The following is a 15139-nucleotide window of genomic DNA, read 5'->3' as shown; positions in this document are numbered from 1 at the left end:
GTAAAGCGCACACACGCAGGCGGCGGAACGGCCGCCGGTCCGGCACCGTTCCGCCGCTGTGCGTGCTGGGGTCACGCCTCGCGGGAACCCGCGTACATCTCCTCGATGAGGTTCTTGTACTCCCGCTCCACGACCGGGCGCTTCAGCTTGAGGCTGGGCGTCAGTTCGCCGTGCTCGATGTCCAGGTCACGCGGGAGCAGCCGGAACTTCTTGATGGTCTGCCACCGCTGGAGCCCCTCGTTGAGGCGCTTCACATAGCCCTCGATGAGCTGCTCGGCCTGCGGGGAGGCGACGACCTCCGCGTAGCTCTTGCCGCCCAGGCCGTTCTCCTCGGCCCAGCCGAGGATCGTCGGCTCGTCGAGGGCGATGAGCGCGGTGCAGAAGTTACGGTCCGCGCCGTGCACCAGGATGTTGGAGACGAACGGGCAGACGGCCTTGAACTGGCCCTCGACCTCTGCGGGCGCGATGTACTTGCCGCCCGACGTCTTGATCAGGTCCTTCTTGCGGTCCGTGATCCGCAGGTAGCCGTCGGCGGACAGCTCGCCGATGTCGCCGGTGTGGAACCAGCCGTCGGGCTCGAGGACCTCGGCGGTCTTCTCGGGCAGGTTGTGGTAGCCCTCCATGATCCCGGGGCCGCGGAGCAGGATCTCGCCGTCGTCCGCGATGCGCACCTCGCAGCCGGGCAGCGGCTTGCCGACGGTGCCGGTGCGGTAGGCCTCGCCCGGGTTGACGAAGGAGGCGGCGCTCGACTCCGTCAGGCCGTAGCCCTCGAGGATGTGGATGCCGGCGCCGGCGAAGAAGTAGCCGATGTCGGGGGCGAGCGCTGCGGAACCGGAGACGGCGGCGCGCAGCCGCCCGCCGAACGCCTCGCGCAGCTTGGAGTAGACGAGCGCGTCGGCGACCTTGTGCCTGGCGTTCAGACCGAAGGGGGCGGACGCGTTACCGGTGCGGCGGAAGTTGTCCTGGGTGACCTTCGCGTACTCGCGGGCGACTCCCGCGGCCCACTGGAAGATCTTGTACTTGGCGCCGCCGCCGGCGCGCGCCTTGGCCGCGACGCCGTTGTAGACCTTCTCGAAGATGCGGGGAACGGCAGCCATGTACGTCGGCTGGACCACCGGAAGGTTCTCGATGATCTTGTCGACGCGACCGTCGACCGCCGTGACGTGGCCCACCTCGATCTGCCCCGAGGTCAGCACCTTGCCGAAGACGTGGGCGAGCGGCAGCCAGAGGTACTGCACGTCGTCCTTGGTGACCAGACCGGTCGCGGCGATGGCCTTCGCCATGTAGGACCAGTTGTCGTGCGGCAGGCGCACACCCTTCGGGCGGCCCGTGGTGCCCGACGTGTAGATGAGCGTCGCCAGCTGGTCGGCGGTGATGGCCGCGACCCGGTCCTTCACCGCGTCCGGGTTCTTGGCCAGGTACTTCGCGCCGCGTGCCTCGAGGTCGGCCAGGGTGAGGACCCAGCCCTCCGGCTCTGAGCCGTCCGGCTCGACGCCGGCCGGGTCGATGACCACGACGTGCTTCAGCTCGGGCAGCTCGGTGCGCTTCTCGCGCGCCTTGGCCAGCTGGGCGGCGTCCTCGGCGATCAGCACCCGGCTCGAGGAGTCGGCGAGGATGTACGCCGACTCCTCCGCGTTGGTCGACGGGTAGATCGTCGTGGTGGCCCCGCCCGCGCACATCACGCCGAGGTCGACGAGGATCCACTCGACCCGGGTGGAGGAGGCGAGCGCGACCCGTTCCTCGGCGTTCACGCCCAGGTCGATCAGTCCGGCCGCCACGGCGTAGACCCGCTCGGCGGCCTGGCCCCAGCTCAGGGACTTCCAGTCGTCGGGGCCCGAGCCCGAGGCGGGGGGCACCGGGTACCGGTAGGCCTCACCGTCCGGCGTGGCTGCCACGCGCTCGGTGAAGAGGGTCGCCACCGAAGGCGGCCGGTTCTCGATCAGGGTCTGGGTTTCGCTCACGACGTCCTCCGGGCCTGCGGCAACACTGCACGACTGGCTGGTTGTTTAACTGGCGAGTAACCATCGAGCCGTGCTCAGGGTAAAGCCCGTGGGACCGGCGCGTAAGTGCCTGCGGGCTGCCGCTTCATAACGAACAGAGCGCAGGTCCACCGGTTGGCGGAACGGGTGGATGCACTCTGCACCTACATTTCGCTGCGGTTCCGGAAGGCCGAAAGCGCCCGTCCCGGCACGGGACGGGCGCTTTCGCGGACCCAGGGCGACGCGGTGGCTACTTCTTCTTGCCACCCTCGTCGCTGGACAGCACCGCGATGAAGGCCTCCTGCGGGACCTCCACGGAACCGACCATCTTCATCCGCTTCTTGCCTTCCTTCTGCTTCTCCAGCAGCTTCCGCTTACGGGAGATGTCACCGCCGTAGCACTTGGCGAGGACGTCCTTGCGGATGGCGCGGATGGTTTCGCGGGCGATGACCCGGGAGCCGATGGCCGCCTGGATCGGCACCTCGAACGCCTGCCGGGGGATCAGCTCGCGCAGCTTGGCGACGAGCCGCACGCCGTACGCGTAGGCCGCGTCCTTGTGGGTGATCGCCGAGAAGGCGTCCACCTTGTCGCCGTGCAGCAGGATGTCGACCTTGACCAGGCTGGAGGCCTGCTCACCGGTGGGCTCGTAGTCCAGGGAGGCGTAGCCGCGGGTCTTGGACTTCAGCTGGTCGAAGAAGTCGAAGACGATCTCCGCCAGCGGCAGGGTGTAGCGGATCTCGACCCGGTCCTCGGAGAGGTAGTCCATGCCGAGGAGGGTGCCGCGGCGGGTCTGGCACAGCTCCATGATCGAACCGATGAACTCGCTGGGCGCGAGGATCGTGGCCCGCACGACCGGCTCGTGGACGTCGGCGATCTTCCCCTCGGGGAACTCGCTCGGGTTGGTCACCGTGTGCTCGGTGCCGTCCTCCATCGTCACGCGGTAGACCACGTTCGGTGCGGTGGCGATCAGGTCCAGGCCGAACTCGCGCTCCAGCCGCTCCCGGATCACGTCCAGGTGCAGCAGGCCGAGGAAGCCCACACGGAAACCGAAGCCCAGCGCCGCGGAGGTCTCCGGCTCGTACACCAGCGCGGCGTCGTTGAGCTGGAGCTTGTCGAGGGCGTCACGCAGCTCGGGATAGTCCGAGCCGTCCAGCGGATACAGACCGGAGAAGACCATCGGCTTCGGGTCCTTGTAGCCGCCGAGCGCCTCCGTGGCCCCCTTGTGCAGGGTGGTGATCGTGTCACCGACCTTGGACTGGCGGACGTCCTTCACGCCGGTGATGAGGTAACCCACCTCACCGACACCGAGGCCGTCGGCCGGCAGCATCTCCGGCGAGTTGGTGCCGATCTCCAGCAGCTCGTGCGTGGCGCCGGTCGACATCATCCGGATCCGCTCACGCTTGTTGAGCTGGCCGTCGATGACACGGACGTACGTGACGACGCCCCGGTACGAGTCGTAGACCGAGTCGAAGATCATCGCGCGGGCGGGCGCGTCGGCGACGCCGACCGGGGCCGGCACCTCCCGGACCACCCGGTCGAGCAGCGCCTCGACACCGAGACCCGTCTTGGCGGACACCCTGAGCACGTCGTCCGGGTCGCAGCCGACCAGGTTCGCCAGCTCCTCGGCGAACTTCTCCGGCTGGGCGGCCGGCAGGTCGATCTTGTTGAGCACCGGGACGATCGCGAGGTCGTTCTCCATCGCCAGGTACAGGTTGGCGAGGGTCTGCGCCTCGATGCCCTGGGCCGCGTCGACCAGCAGGACGGTGCCCTCACAGGCGGCCAGGGACCGGGACACCTCGTACGTGAAGTCGACGTGACCCGGGGTGTCGATCATGTTGAGGATGTGGGTCTTCCCCTGCCCCTCTCCCTCGGTGGGGGCCCACGGCAGACGGACCGCCTGGGACTTGATCGTGATGCCGCGCTCGCGCTCGATGTCCATCCGGTCGAGGTACTGGGCGCGCATCTGCCGCTGCTCGACCACACCCGTCAGCTGGAGCATCCGGTCGGCAAGGGTCGACTTGCCGTGGTCGATGTGCGCGATGATGCAGAAGTTGCGGATCAGAGCCGGGTCGGTACGGCTCGGCTCGGGCACGTGGATAGGAGTCGCGGGCACGCAGGGTCCTGATTCTTTGGCAGACGCCGGGTCGGTGAGCTCGGCTCGGGCTCGGCTCGGCTCTTTGTCGGATCGATACGTAGGCTCCATGGTCCCACGGGTCGGCGACTGTGCCGGGTTTGGGCCGCCCGTGGGGCGGCTGGTAGCCTGAGCAGCTGTGTCTCGTTTCCTCTCCGGAGGCGCCTTCCGTGCCCGCGGGGTTACGGGGGAGGGACGCAACCTCAGAGATCATCGAACCTGAAAAGGCTCTTTCGTGGCGAACATCAAGTCCCAGATCAAGCGGAACAAGACGAACGAGAAGGCGCGCCTGCGCAACAAGGCCGTCAAGTCCTCGCTCAAGACCGCGATCCGCAAGGCCCGTGAGGCTGTCGCCGCCGGCGACGTCGAGTCGGCGACCGTGGCGGCCCGTGCGGCCTCCCGTCAGCTCGACAAGGCCGTCTCGAAGGGCGTCATCCACAAGAACGCCGCCGCCAACAAGAAGTCGGCGCTGGCTGCCAAGGTTGGCTCCCTCCAGGGCTGAGCTACTGACTGATCGCCGGCAGGGATCAAGCGGGCCCTCTCATCCGCTCCCGGTCGGCACACCCGGCGCCGCACGCGGCCTGCGTTCGCCACGCGGGTGCGGCGCACCAGGTTTCACCACGAAGGCCCCGGCCTCCGTCCTTCCCCAGGACGGCGGTACGGGGCCTTCGTCATGGGCCGGGCCGGGCCGGGAGCTGGGCGCGCGGTCGGGGGCTGCGGCCTGATCGCGGTCTGTCGGGGGACGGGGCCGTGCCGGACGGTGTCGGGCCTGGGACCTGATCCCGGTCTGCCGGGGACTTGGCCGTGCGGGGCGCGATCGGCGCGGGGTGCGATCCGGGCGTGGTCCGGGCCGGGCCTTGGTCATGGCGTGATGCGGGCGCGGTCGGGGCCCGTGGGCCGCGTTCCCGGCCGGCCGGGTCCTGCGGCGAGCCGGGGTTTTCCGGGCCACCGGGGCGCGGGTGCTGTACGAGCCCGGCGCAATGGGGCGGCGCGCCGGGGGAGCCTGAACGGAACGGCCTTGCCGGGCTCAGCGGCGGCGCGCCGGGGGGTGCGTGCACCGAAGGGCCTTGCCGGACCGGCCGGGCGCGGGCTCAGCGGGCGGCGCGCCGGGGGGTGCGTGCACCGGCGGGCTTCGCCAGCACGGCCGGGCCGGGCTCAGCGGCGTGAGCGCGCCGCCGTCGCGATCGTCACGACCGCCTTCTCCAAGGCGTACTCCGCATCGTCGCCGCCGCCCTTGACCCCCGCGTCGGCCTCGGCCACCGCGCGGAGGGCCATGGCCACACCGTCGGGCGTCCAGCCGCGCATCTGCTGGCGGACACGGTCGATCTTCCACGGCGGCATGCCCAGCTCGCGCGCCAGATCGGCCGGCCGACCACCGCGCGCGGAGGACAGCTTGCCTATCGCCCGCACGCCCTGCGCGAGCGCGCTCGTGATCAGCACGGGCGCGACGCCGGTCGACAGTGACCAGCGCAGCGCCTCCAGCGCCTCCGCGGCCCGGCCCTCCACGGCCCGGTCGGCGACGTTGAAGCTCGAGGCCTCCGCGCGGCCCGTGTAGTAACGGCCCACGACCGCCTCGTCGACGGTGCCTTCGACGTCCGCCGTCAGCTGCGACACCGCGGAGGCGAGCTCCCGCAGGTCGCTACCGATGGCGTCGACGAGGGCCTGGCACGCCTCGGGGGTGGCGGACCTGCCCAGCGCCCGGAACTCGGACCTCACGAAGCCCAGCCGCTCGGCCGGCTTGGTCGTCTTGGGGCAGGCGACCTCCCGCGCCCCCGCCTTACGGGCGGCGTCCAGCAGGCCCTTGCCCTTGGCGCCACCGGGGTGCAGCAGCACCAGGGTGATCTCCTCGGCGGGAGCGCCGAGATACGCCTTGACGTCCTTCACCGTGTCGGCGGAGAGATCCTGCGCGTTGCGCACGATCACCACTTTGCGCTCGGCGAAGAGCGACGGGCTGGTCAGCTCGGCGAGCGTGCCGGGCAGGAGCTGATCGGCGGTGAGGTCCCGTACATCGGTGTCGGCGTCGGCGGCCCTCGCCGCCGCCACAACCTGTTGAACGGCACGGTCGAGAAGCAGATCCTCCTGGCCCACGGCGAGAGTGACGGGGGCGAGCGGATCGTCGGTCGAGTTTTTGGTGGCCATCGCGCTCCAGCATCCCACGCCCCGCCGACAGTCCAGGGCGAACGGTCAGTGCGCCTCGCGCCACCCGTCCCAGGTCGCCACGAACGCGTCGAGCGCGGCGGCGTCCATGGCGCCCTCCGGGTCCTCGACGACCACCAGCCACTGGGCGTCCTCCGCGTCGTCCTCGCCCGCCAGTGCGTCCCGCACGAGCTGGGGCTCCTCCGTCACCGGGAAGCTTTCGCCGATCGTCTCGGCCACCTCCTCCGCGGCGTCGCGGTCGGGCAGCACCAGCACATGTCTCACATCGCTCACCGGCACATTGTGCCGGGGCCCGTGGCCACGTCGTCACCGTGCCCGGCGACCGGTCCGCCGACCCGTCCGGCGACCCGGCAGGCGACGGCTTCAGGACGCCGCGGACCGGACCTCCGGCACCCGGTCGAGCTCGAGGCCGAAGTGCTCGCGGTATGCGGCGAGTACCTCCTCGTCGCTGCCCAGCTGCCGCTCGTTCCGCTCACCGGCCACGGTCGTGACGAGCTTGCGGCCGGTCAGCGTGACCCGGCCGTTGTCCGTCAGCAGGGAGCACACCAGCGACCTGGTGAAGTGCGAGAGGGGCGAGGTGCGGTGCCACCAGGCGCCCGCCTCGAAGTCCGGCAGCTCACGCGGCCTGGTGTCGAGCCGGAACTGCCGCTTGCCGTCCCGGATCACGTCGAGGTCCCCGTCGGCAGCCTCTGCGATACGGAAGGTGCCCGCCGGGTCGTCCTGTTCACCCCGCTCCGCGAGGAGGAGGGGGTGATGACTGTGGTCGCCGAAGCCGACGTCGGCCAGCCAGGGGCCGCTGCCGTCCGACGTCTCCACCCGCAGCGCCATGTGGTCGTAGGGGATGCCGAGGCGTCCGCCGTCGCCGAAGACCCTGGCCTGGAGCAGGGTCACGCCGAAGCCGAGGCCGCGGAGCAGCACGGCGAACGCGCCGTTGAGTTCGTAGCAGAAACCGCCGCGGCGAGCGCCGACGACCTTGTCGAGAAGCCGGCCCTCCTCCAGGACGAGTGGCTCTTCGAGATGGATCGACAGATTCTCGAACGGCACGGACAGCAGGTGCCGCAATTGGAGCTCCCGCAGCGCTTCGGCGTCGGCCCGCTCCGGCCGAGCACAGCCGATGCGAGCGAGGTAGGCGTCGGTGTCCCGTGACGAGAGGCCGGGCCGGGTCACGGCGGGTACGGAGGGCGGGAACGTGTCCATGAACGCAGTCTCCTGCGCGCTCCCACGCCCCGCCAGGGTCGCTGGTCCTGGTCCGGAAGGCGGAGACGGCTCCTCCCCCGGCCCGACGCGGCGCGGCACGGCCCCCGCATAGCTTGCCGCCATGACGACCCATGAGCAGGCACGCAGCCGGAAGGAGCGCCGGCGGGACACCCTCGCCCGGCTGACGGACGACAAGGACTCGTGGATCGCGACAGCGTCCCCGGACGGGCAGCCGTGCTTGGTCCCCCTCTCGTTCGCATGGGACGGCGCCACCCTTGTGATGTGCACGCGGCGCAGCAATCCCACCGCCCGCAACGTGGCATCCCGGGGCGAGGTCGTCGTAACCCTCGGCCACACCCGCGACGTCGTGCACATCGAAGGGACCGCCGAGGTCGTCGAGGGCTCGGCCCTGGCGAAGGAGTCGGCCGACACCTTCGCCACGAAGCTGCGCTGGGACCCGCGGAACCGGCAGACGTGGGTGTATCTGCGGATCACCCCCCGTGTGGTGAAGGCATGGCGTGAGGAGAACGAACTGAAGGACCGGCTGATCATGAGCGACGGCCGCTGGCTGGACTGACTGCCGGCCGGGGGACGAGCCGTGGCCGACGGGCGCTGCGCGCCCAGAGGCCCCGTTGACGCGACGAGCCGCGACCGATGGGCGCTCGGCCGAGAGGCCCCCTTGGCGCGGTGAGCCGCCATCGACGGGCGCTCGGGCGAAAGGCCCCGTTGACGCGACGAGCCCGACCGACGGGCGCTCGGACGAGAGGCCGCCGTTGACGCGACGAGCCCGACCGACGGGCACCGGCCCGGCGGACCACCGGGCCGTCGGGACCGGTCCCGTCGGAGGGCGTTCGGCCGACGGGCCGGTCCTCGACCGACGAGTGCTCGGCCGACGGCCCTGCGTCGCCGACCGGCGCCAGGTGCCACGCGACCTCTGTGCCCCGGCGCCAGCCGGCACGGCGTCTCCCCGACACGCGCGGCACGGCACTTCCCCGCCGGGCAGCACGGCACCTCCCCGACGCGCGCGGCACGGCACTTCCCCGCCGCACGGCAAGGCACCTCCCCCCTACCTCCCGGGCAGCACGGGACCTCCCCGTCGCACGGCACGGGACCGTCCTCAGCCGGCGCCGCGCGCCACCGCCCTCAGCTCCGCGCCGGCGCCCGTCACCGCGATCGCGCCGTCCCGGTCCGTGCGCATCACCAGCGCGCCCCCTGCCTGCAGCGCCGAGACCGTGCGGGGCGCGGGATGCCCGTAATCGTTGTCCCTGCCGCAGGAGATGAGCGCCAGCCGCGGCCGGGCTCCCGCCAACAGCGCGGGCTCCTGATAGGCGGAGCCGTGGTGGGCGACCTTGAGCACATCGACAGCCGGAAGGGCCGGGTGCGCCCGTATCAGCCGTTGTTGGGACGGCGGTTCGAGGTCGCCGAGGAGCAGCATGGACAGCCCGCCCGCCGCCCGGACGAGCAGGGCGACGCTGGCGTCGTTCGGGCCTTCCGGTGCCGCGCCGCGGGACAGGTCGGGCCACAGGACCTGCCAGCTGAGCCGCCCCGCCCTGCGTCGCTCCCCCGGTATCGCGTGGATCAACGGCACCCCGTGCGCCGCGGCCGTGCGCCGGACGAACGTGGCCTGCCAACGCGGCTCCTCGTACGCGGTCGTCTGGACCGCGCCCACCGCCCTCCCGCGGAGCACTCCTTCCAGTCCGGCCACATGGTCGGCATGAAAGTGGGTCACCAGCACGAGCGGCACCTCGGTGACGCCCAGCTCACTCAGGCACCGGTCGGTGACACCCGGGTCGGGTCCTGCGTCCACGACCACCGCAGCGCCGTCCCCGGCCGCGAGCACCATGGCATCGCCCTGCCCCACATCGCACATGACCAACGCCCAGCCGGGCGGAGGCCATCCGGTCAGGTTCGAGGTCAGCGGGGCCGGGCGCACCACGGCGAGCACGAGCAGGAGCACGCAGACCGCCACCGCCCACGGGTGCCGGGTCAGCCGACGGGCCACGACGATCAGCACCACGGTCACTCCGGCGAGCAGCAGCCCGCCGCGCCAGCCGCCCGGCCAGTCTGCTTGGGCGCCGGGCAGGGCCGCTCCCGTGCGTGCCACGGTCGCGATCCAGCCCGCGGGCCAGCCGGCCACGTGCGCCAGCAGTTCGGCGACCGGTATGGCCGCGGGCGCGGTGGCCAGTGCCGCGAAGCCCAGGACGGTGGCGGGAGCGACGGCGAGTTCGGCGACGAGGTTGCAGGGAATCGCGACCAGGCTGACTCTGGCCGCGAACACCGCCACCACCGGTGCGCACACGGCCTGCGCCGCGGCCGTCGCGGCGAGCGCCTCCGCGAGCCGGGCCGGTACCCGTCGCCGCTGGAGCGCCTCGCTCCAGCGGGGGCCGATGGTGAGGAGGGCGCCGGTGGCGAGGACGGAGAGCAGGAAGCCGTAACTCCGCGCCAGCCACGGGTCGTAGAGCACCAGCAGAAGGGCTGCGGCGGCCAGGGCCGGTACGAGGGACCTGCGTCTGCCGGTGCCGATGGCGAGCAGGGTGACGAGTCCGCAGGCCGCTGCCCGCAGCACACTCGGCTCCGGGCGGCACACGACCACGAACGCGAGGGTGAGCGCGCCTCCGAGCAGCGCCGCGCCGCGCAGCGTGATGCCGAGGCGGGGTGCCAGCCCTCGACGTTCGGCCAGCAGAGCCGTGCCCGGTGGTCCGATCAGGAGGATCAGCACGATGGTGAGATTGCTGCCTGACACGGCCAACAAGTGGGTCAGGTCCGTTGCTTCGAAGGCGTTGTGGAGGTCGGCGGGGATGCGGGAGGTGTCCCCCACCACCAGCCCCGGCAACAGCGCACGGGCGTCCGGTGCCAGCCCGTCCGTGGCCTCGCGCAGGCCGGCGCGCAGGTGACCGGCCGTGCGTTGCAGTTCGGTCGGCGGGCGGACGATCGCAGGAGGGCCGCCGTCGGCCCGTAATACGGCCGCGAACGGATCGTCCTCGCGGAGCGGCTTCACCAGTCGTCCGCCCACCCTCAGGCGCGTGGAAGGCAGGAGGCGCTGCCAGGCCGTTTCCACTTCGCCGGGGGACACGATCACCAGGACGGGGGTGCGGGTCTCTGTGACGGCCCCGCCGGGCACGCTGACCCGCCGCGCGTCGGCGTTCAGCAGCAGTGCTGCCGGGGCCGCCGGGTCGCCCGCGGCCTTGGAACGCGTGGGACGCGGATCGGAGGTGACGGTCAACTCGACCGTGACCCGCGCCTGCCGGTCCGCCAGGCCGGGCAACGGCCCCCGGTGGAGGTCCGCGCCGTGCAGCCCGGCGGAGGCCGCTCCCGCCGCCGCGCACAACAACGCGCCGGTGAGGGCCGTCGCGCCCCGCCGCCACCGCGGTGAACGGGCAGAGGGTGTTTGCGTGGCCGTCCTGCCGGCGACCGGCGCCGTGTTCCATCGGCCCCCGCGCCGCGACGAGGCAGTCCGTTCCGTGTCCCGGTCGTCCCCGCGCCCGGCAGCCGCAGCCGCTACCGCTACCGCTACCGACGCAGTCTCACGCCGTTCCCTGCGCCGTGATGCCGCAGCCCACAGCGGCAGCAGTGCTGCCGCGGCGAGGCAGGCCGCCACACCGGTCGCCGTCCACCAGCCCGGCGCTCCCAGTGCGAGAGCCGACGCCGCCCAGGCCGCCAGCGCGGGCGGGACGAGCCGCAGATCGGTCGGGCCTTCCGGAGGGCGGCCGGCAGGGCCCGGCGGATGATCCAGGTCAGGGTGGGCCGCGACGGCGGTCATGGCCGCACCAGGTTCCGCAGGTCCTCGAACCGGCGGTCGCCGATCCCGTTGACGTCACGCAGTTCGTCGATCGACCGGAAGCCGCCGTTCTGCATGCGGTGGTCGATGATGTGCTGCGCGAGCACGGGGCCCACTCCTGGCAGCGTCTCGAGTTGCTCCACCGTCGCCGAGTTGAGGCTGATCGGACCGGTGGCGGCGCCTGTGGCAGTGCCTGCCCCGGCCCCGCCCGGTGCGGGCGGCGCGGGACCGCCCACGACGACCTGTTCGCCGTCGCTCAGTACCCGCGCCCGGTTGAGCCCGCTCAGGTCCGTGCCCGGCTTCACGCCACCGGCCGCCTCGAGCGCGTCGGCCACCCGCGATCCGGCGGGCAGTTCGAGCACTCCGGGCCGCCGCACCTTGCCACTCACGTCGACCACGATCGGGGCCGCCTGCTGCGGGCCGACGGGCGGCAGTCCCGGCGAAGGTGACGGCTCGTCCGCCGGTCCTGCGGCGGGCCCGGAGTCGGACTGCGGCTGGGCCGAACCATGTTGGACCAGCTCCGGGGCCCGTACCGCCTGCGGCCGGCCCACCCAGAAGTGCTGGGCGGCGAACACTGCCGCCGCCACAAGGACCACGGCCAGCGCCGCGAGCGTCTTCGGCTCGAGGCCGCATCGCAGCTGCACCCAGACCGGCAGCCGGTCCCGGATCGCGAGCCCTAAGGGGGACGGCCCGGCCCCGGCCACGTGCCTGTCGGTGCGGGTAGCTGGGGCGTCCCTGTCGGCACCCGGCACGGGCGGGTCGTCCGTCCTGGCGCTCGGGAAGAGCGCACCGCCGCGTGCACCGGCGTCGGTGCCGGCTCGGACGGTTCCGGCCCCGGCCGCCTCTCCCGCCTCGCTCCGTCCATGGTCGCCGGCCCGCGGTGCCGTCGTCCGGGCGGTCGGCTCCGGCAGTCCGGTCCGCACTGCCGGCCGCACCCGCCCCCTGTGGCCGCCGCGTCCTGGGCCGGTCCCCGCGCCCGTCCGCCGTCCCCCTGGAACCGGGCGCGAGGGCGGGCGCGTTACCGGACCCGAGAGCAAAGGCGCCGGCAGGTGCGGCGGCGAGTGCGCCGCGAGGTGCGTCAAATGACGCCGGGGCAGGCGCGGCGGCCGCCCGGCCCGCGGCGGGATGCCGCGCGGACTGCCCGCAGTACCCACGCCGCCGTCCACGCCCTCCAGAACCGCCGGAGCCGTGAACAAGGCGTCCGCCCGCCGTCGCAGGGCGGCGGCCTCCGCGGTCGGGGCGCGGCCGCCCCGCAGACGAGAAGGTCGTAAGACGCGGCCAATGCTTCCGGCACCAACACCGTCACCCGCCCCCGCACCCGCAGGCGCCCCTCCCCTGACGCCTTGCGCCGCCCCCTGCACCGGTCCCCACCGCTGCCCCTGCCCGTACGTCTGCTGTCCCTGCCTCCCCGGACCCGCCGCTCCTGCCCCCACTCCCGCCCCCGGCCGATACGCGTGCCCGGTCAGGGCACGCGGTCGGCCGTGACCGTGGGAGCGTGCGCGGCTGTCGGAGGCCGGGGCGCGGCCCGGGCCACTGGTTGCGGAACGTGATCGAAGAGCCATGTCACAGGACGGTAGGCACATTCGCCGGCACCCGCCGAGCCCGCCCGATTCCGGTGGAAAGAGAGCCGGTTGTGGATAACTCGACCACCCTCACGAGTGAGTCGGGAACCAGCCACCCCGGCCCCCGGCCGGCCCGCGCCAGCCCTTACGCCTGACCGACTCGTCCCAGCGGTCGGCCCGCGCGTCAGCCCTACGTCTGACCAACTCGCCCCAGCGGTCGGCCCGCCCCAGCCCTACACCTGACCGACTCGTCAGCGCCCGGCCCGCCCAGCCCTACAGCCACCCGCTCCAGCACAGCTACCAGCCCGCCCGGCCCTGGGGACCGGCCCACCCCGACCAGCACCTCGCCCTCTCAGCGCGGCGCGACGACGACGCCCAGCAGCCCCGGCCCGGTGTGCGCCCCGATCACCGCGCCCACCTCGCTCACATGCAGGTCGGCCAGCCCCGGCACCCGGTTCCGCAGCCGGTCCGCGAGTGCGGCCGCCCGCTCCGGCGCGGCCAAGTGGTGCACCGCGATGTCCACCGGAGCCGTGCCGGCCCGTTCGGCGGCGATCTCCTCCAGCCGTGCGATCGCCCGCGAAGCCGTCCGCACCCGCTCCAGCATGTCGATGCGGCCGTCGACCAGCTGGAGCAGCGGTTTCACGGCGAGCGCGGAACCGAGCAGCGCCTGTGCGGCCCCGATCCGCCCACCGCGACGCAGGTAGTCCAGCGTGTCGACATAGAAATACGCGGCGGTGTCCGCCGCCCGCTTCTCCGCCGCGGCCACCGCCTCGTCCAGCGAACCGCCCGCCTCCGACACCTCCGCCGCCGCGAGAGCGCAGAATCCCAGCGCCATGGCGATCATCCCGGTGTCGACGACCCTGACCGGCACGGGTGCGTCCTTCGCGGCCAGGACGGCCGCGTCGTGGGTCCCGGACAGTTCGGAGGAGAGGTGCAGCGAGACGATTCCCGTGGCGCCGGCGGCCGCGGCTTCGCGGTAGGCCTGCGCGAACATCGCGGGGCTCGGCCGCGATGTGGTGACCGGCCGCCGTTTCTGCAGGGCGGTGGCGAGCGAACGGGCCGAGATCTCGGTGCCCTCTTCCAGCGCCTGGTCGCCGAGCACGACGGTCAGCGGCACCGCCGTGATGCCGTGCCGTTCCATCGCCGGTGGCGGCAGGTAGGCCGTTGAATCGGTGACGATCGCGACATGGCGGGACATGAGCGGGAGGTTACCCGCAGGCGGCACCGTACGGCAGCCCGACCTGTCCACAGGCCGTGCGCGGGCTGTCCCTACGCACTGCGCAGGGAGCGCGTCCCGCCGTGCATAGCAGTACCGGCCCACCTTGCGCAGCGGCGTCGGGCTGCCGTGCACACGTGGCCGGCCAGTCGTTCACCGCGGGGCGCGGCCCGCCCGGCGCAGGGGTGGTCGGGCAGTCGCGGGAGCCGCGTCAGTTCGTCGTTTCCGGGCGGGCGGTCTTCTGCCACGGGTAGGTGGTCTGCCGCGGGTCCGGAGCGGTGATCGCCTGTGGCCGGCCGGATGTCTCGTCCTCCGGCTCGGGCCGTGTGCGGGCCTCCGGCTCGGGCCGTGCCGCCGCCGGACGCCCGGACTCCGGCTCCTCGGGCCATGCCGCCGGCTCCGCGGTCCCGCCGCCGTCGGTCGCGGACCAGTGCCGCAGCGCTCCCGCCTCCATGTCGATCTGCGAGCTCAGTACGTCGAGATCGTCCTCGGCGAACTTCTGGGCGCGGTCACGTGCCGCCCAGCGCAGCGAATCGGCGGAGTGGGTGATCCGCTCCGTACGCTCACGCAGGCCCGGCATCAGTCCGGCGACCGTGACACGGTCGGGCTCGCGCTCGAGACGCCTGAGCTCGTCGTCGAGTTCGTGTCCGTGTGCGCTGAGCCGCCGGAAGAGGGCCAGCGACTCGGACAGGGAGGCGTCCTCCGCCGCGCCGGCGTTCAGCGCCTCCTGTGTCGCCCGCATGGAGGTGCGGAGCTTCAGCCGCAGCTGCGCCAGCTCGCCGGTCACGCCGGTCTGCCCGTAGCTCTTGGCGCGCAGCGCGGTGTCCTCGACCGTGCGCCGTGCCTGGGTGACGGTGCGCTCGACACCGCGCTTGGCGGCCTTCACGGCTTTCACGCTCACGTACACCCCAAGTGCCACGAAGGCGAAGAAGAGCAGCGCCAGGATCATGATCGCGGCTTCCATGTGCGCCCTCCGGCGTCGGTTGTGGTCCTTCCACGGTAAACGGAACGGGCAGGCCGTAGGTTCCTTCGGAACCCCCAACCTGCCCGTAGGGGAAACCCCCCGGCGGGCCCGCAACCCCGATCAGAGGCCTGTTCCCGCCCCTGTCACGCGGCTTG

Annotated in this window: 11 protein-coding genes; 2 read left to right on the top strand and 9 right to left on the bottom strand. The window is 72.7% G+C overall.

Translation table 11 applies throughout. The annotated features are described in order from the left end of the window. Positions 1-71 precede the first annotated feature (71 nt). Both SPRI_RS24630 and lepA read right to left on the bottom strand, forming a co-directional pair. Positions 72-1961 carry an AMP-dependent synthetase/ligase gene (locus tag SPRI_RS24630; protein ID WP_005317804.1) on the bottom strand — a complete coding sequence of 630 codons (1890 nt, stop codon included), beginning with the start codon at positions 1959-1961 and terminating at the stop codon, positions 72-74. Between the two features lie 268 nt (positions 1962-2229). Continuing rightward, the gene (gene lepA, locus SPRI_RS24625) at positions 2230-4092 is read right to left on the bottom strand and encodes a translation elongation factor 4 (RefSeq protein WP_005317800.1); all 1863 of its coding nucleotides are present in this window, start codon (positions 4090-4092) and stop codon (positions 2230-2232) included. Positions 4093-4345: 253 nt separating this feature from the next. On the opposite strand from lepA, the gene rpsT reads away from it, so the two are divergent. Beyond that, positions 4346-4612, top strand: coding sequence for a 30S ribosomal protein S20 (rpsT, locus tag SPRI_RS24620; RefSeq protein ID WP_005317797.1), 267 nt, complete (start codon positions 4346-4348; stop codon positions 4610-4612). 653 nt (positions 4613-5265) lie between these two features. Here the strand turns inward: rpsT and holA are convergent. The 3 genes from holA to SPRI_RS24605 form a co-directional block, all read right to left on the bottom strand. Further along, positions 5266-6249 (bottom strand): DNA polymerase III subunit delta, encoded by a 984-nt coding sequence (holA, locus tag SPRI_RS24615; protein ID WP_037774676.1) that lies wholly within the window; start codon positions 6247-6249, stop codon positions 5266-5268. A 45-nt stretch (positions 6250-6294) separates the two neighbouring features. Next, the gene (locus SPRI_RS24610) at positions 6295-6540 is read right to left on the bottom strand and encodes a hypothetical protein (RefSeq protein ID WP_078535350.1); all 246 of its coding nucleotides are present in this window, start codon (positions 6538-6540) and stop codon (positions 6295-6297) included. A 90-nt stretch (positions 6541-6630) separates the two neighbouring features. Further along, positions 6631-7464 carry an arylamine N-acetyltransferase family protein gene (locus tag SPRI_RS24605; RefSeq protein ID WP_005317788.1) on the bottom strand — a complete coding sequence of 278 codons (834 nt, stop codon included), beginning with the start codon at positions 7462-7464 and terminating at the stop codon, positions 6631-6633. Positions 7465-7585: 121 nt separating this feature from the next. Between SPRI_RS24605 and SPRI_RS24600 the strand changes: the two genes are divergently transcribed. After that, on the top strand, positions 7586-8041 hold the full coding sequence (locus SPRI_RS24600) for a pyridoxamine 5'-phosphate oxidase family protein (RefSeq protein WP_005317785.1): 456 nt from the start codon (positions 7586-7588) through the stop codon (positions 8039-8041). 540 nt (positions 8042-8581) lie between these two features. Here SPRI_RS24600 and SPRI_RS24595 read toward each other — a convergent pair. From SPRI_RS24595 to SPRI_RS24580, 4 genes are all read right to left on the bottom strand, one after another. Continuing rightward, positions 8582-11224, bottom strand: coding sequence for a ComEC/Rec2 family competence protein (locus tag SPRI_RS24595; RefSeq protein WP_078535349.1), 2643 nt, complete (start codon positions 11222-11224; stop codon positions 8582-8584). Next, a complete protein-coding gene (locus SPRI_RS24590) occupies positions 11221-11946 on the bottom strand; it encodes a helix-hairpin-helix domain-containing protein (protein WP_053557780.1) in 726 nt (241 codons plus the stop codon). The genes SPRI_RS24595 and SPRI_RS24590 overlap by 4 nt, the downstream gene beginning before the upstream one ends. Positions 11947-13156: 1210 nt before the next feature. Further along, positions 13157-14002 (bottom strand): DegV family protein, encoded by an 846-nt coding sequence (locus SPRI_RS24585; protein ID WP_005317776.1) that lies wholly within the window; start codon positions 14000-14002, stop codon positions 13157-13159. A 229-nt stretch (positions 14003-14231) separates the two neighbouring features. After that, on the bottom strand, positions 14232-14984 hold the full coding sequence (locus tag SPRI_RS24580; RefSeq protein ID WP_053557317.1) for a hypothetical protein: 753 nt from the start codon (positions 14982-14984) through the stop codon (positions 14232-14234). Positions 14985-15139: the final 155 nt, after the last annotated feature.

Origin of the sequence: Streptomyces pristinaespiralis (assembly GCF_001278075.1) — a bacterium.
Lineage (GTDB): Bacteria > Actinomycetota > Actinomycetes > Streptomycetales > Streptomycetaceae > Streptomyces > Streptomyces pristinaespiralis.
The sequence above is the reverse complement of the archived record's forward strand: the minus strand, read 5'-3'. Positions and strand labels throughout refer to the sequence as shown.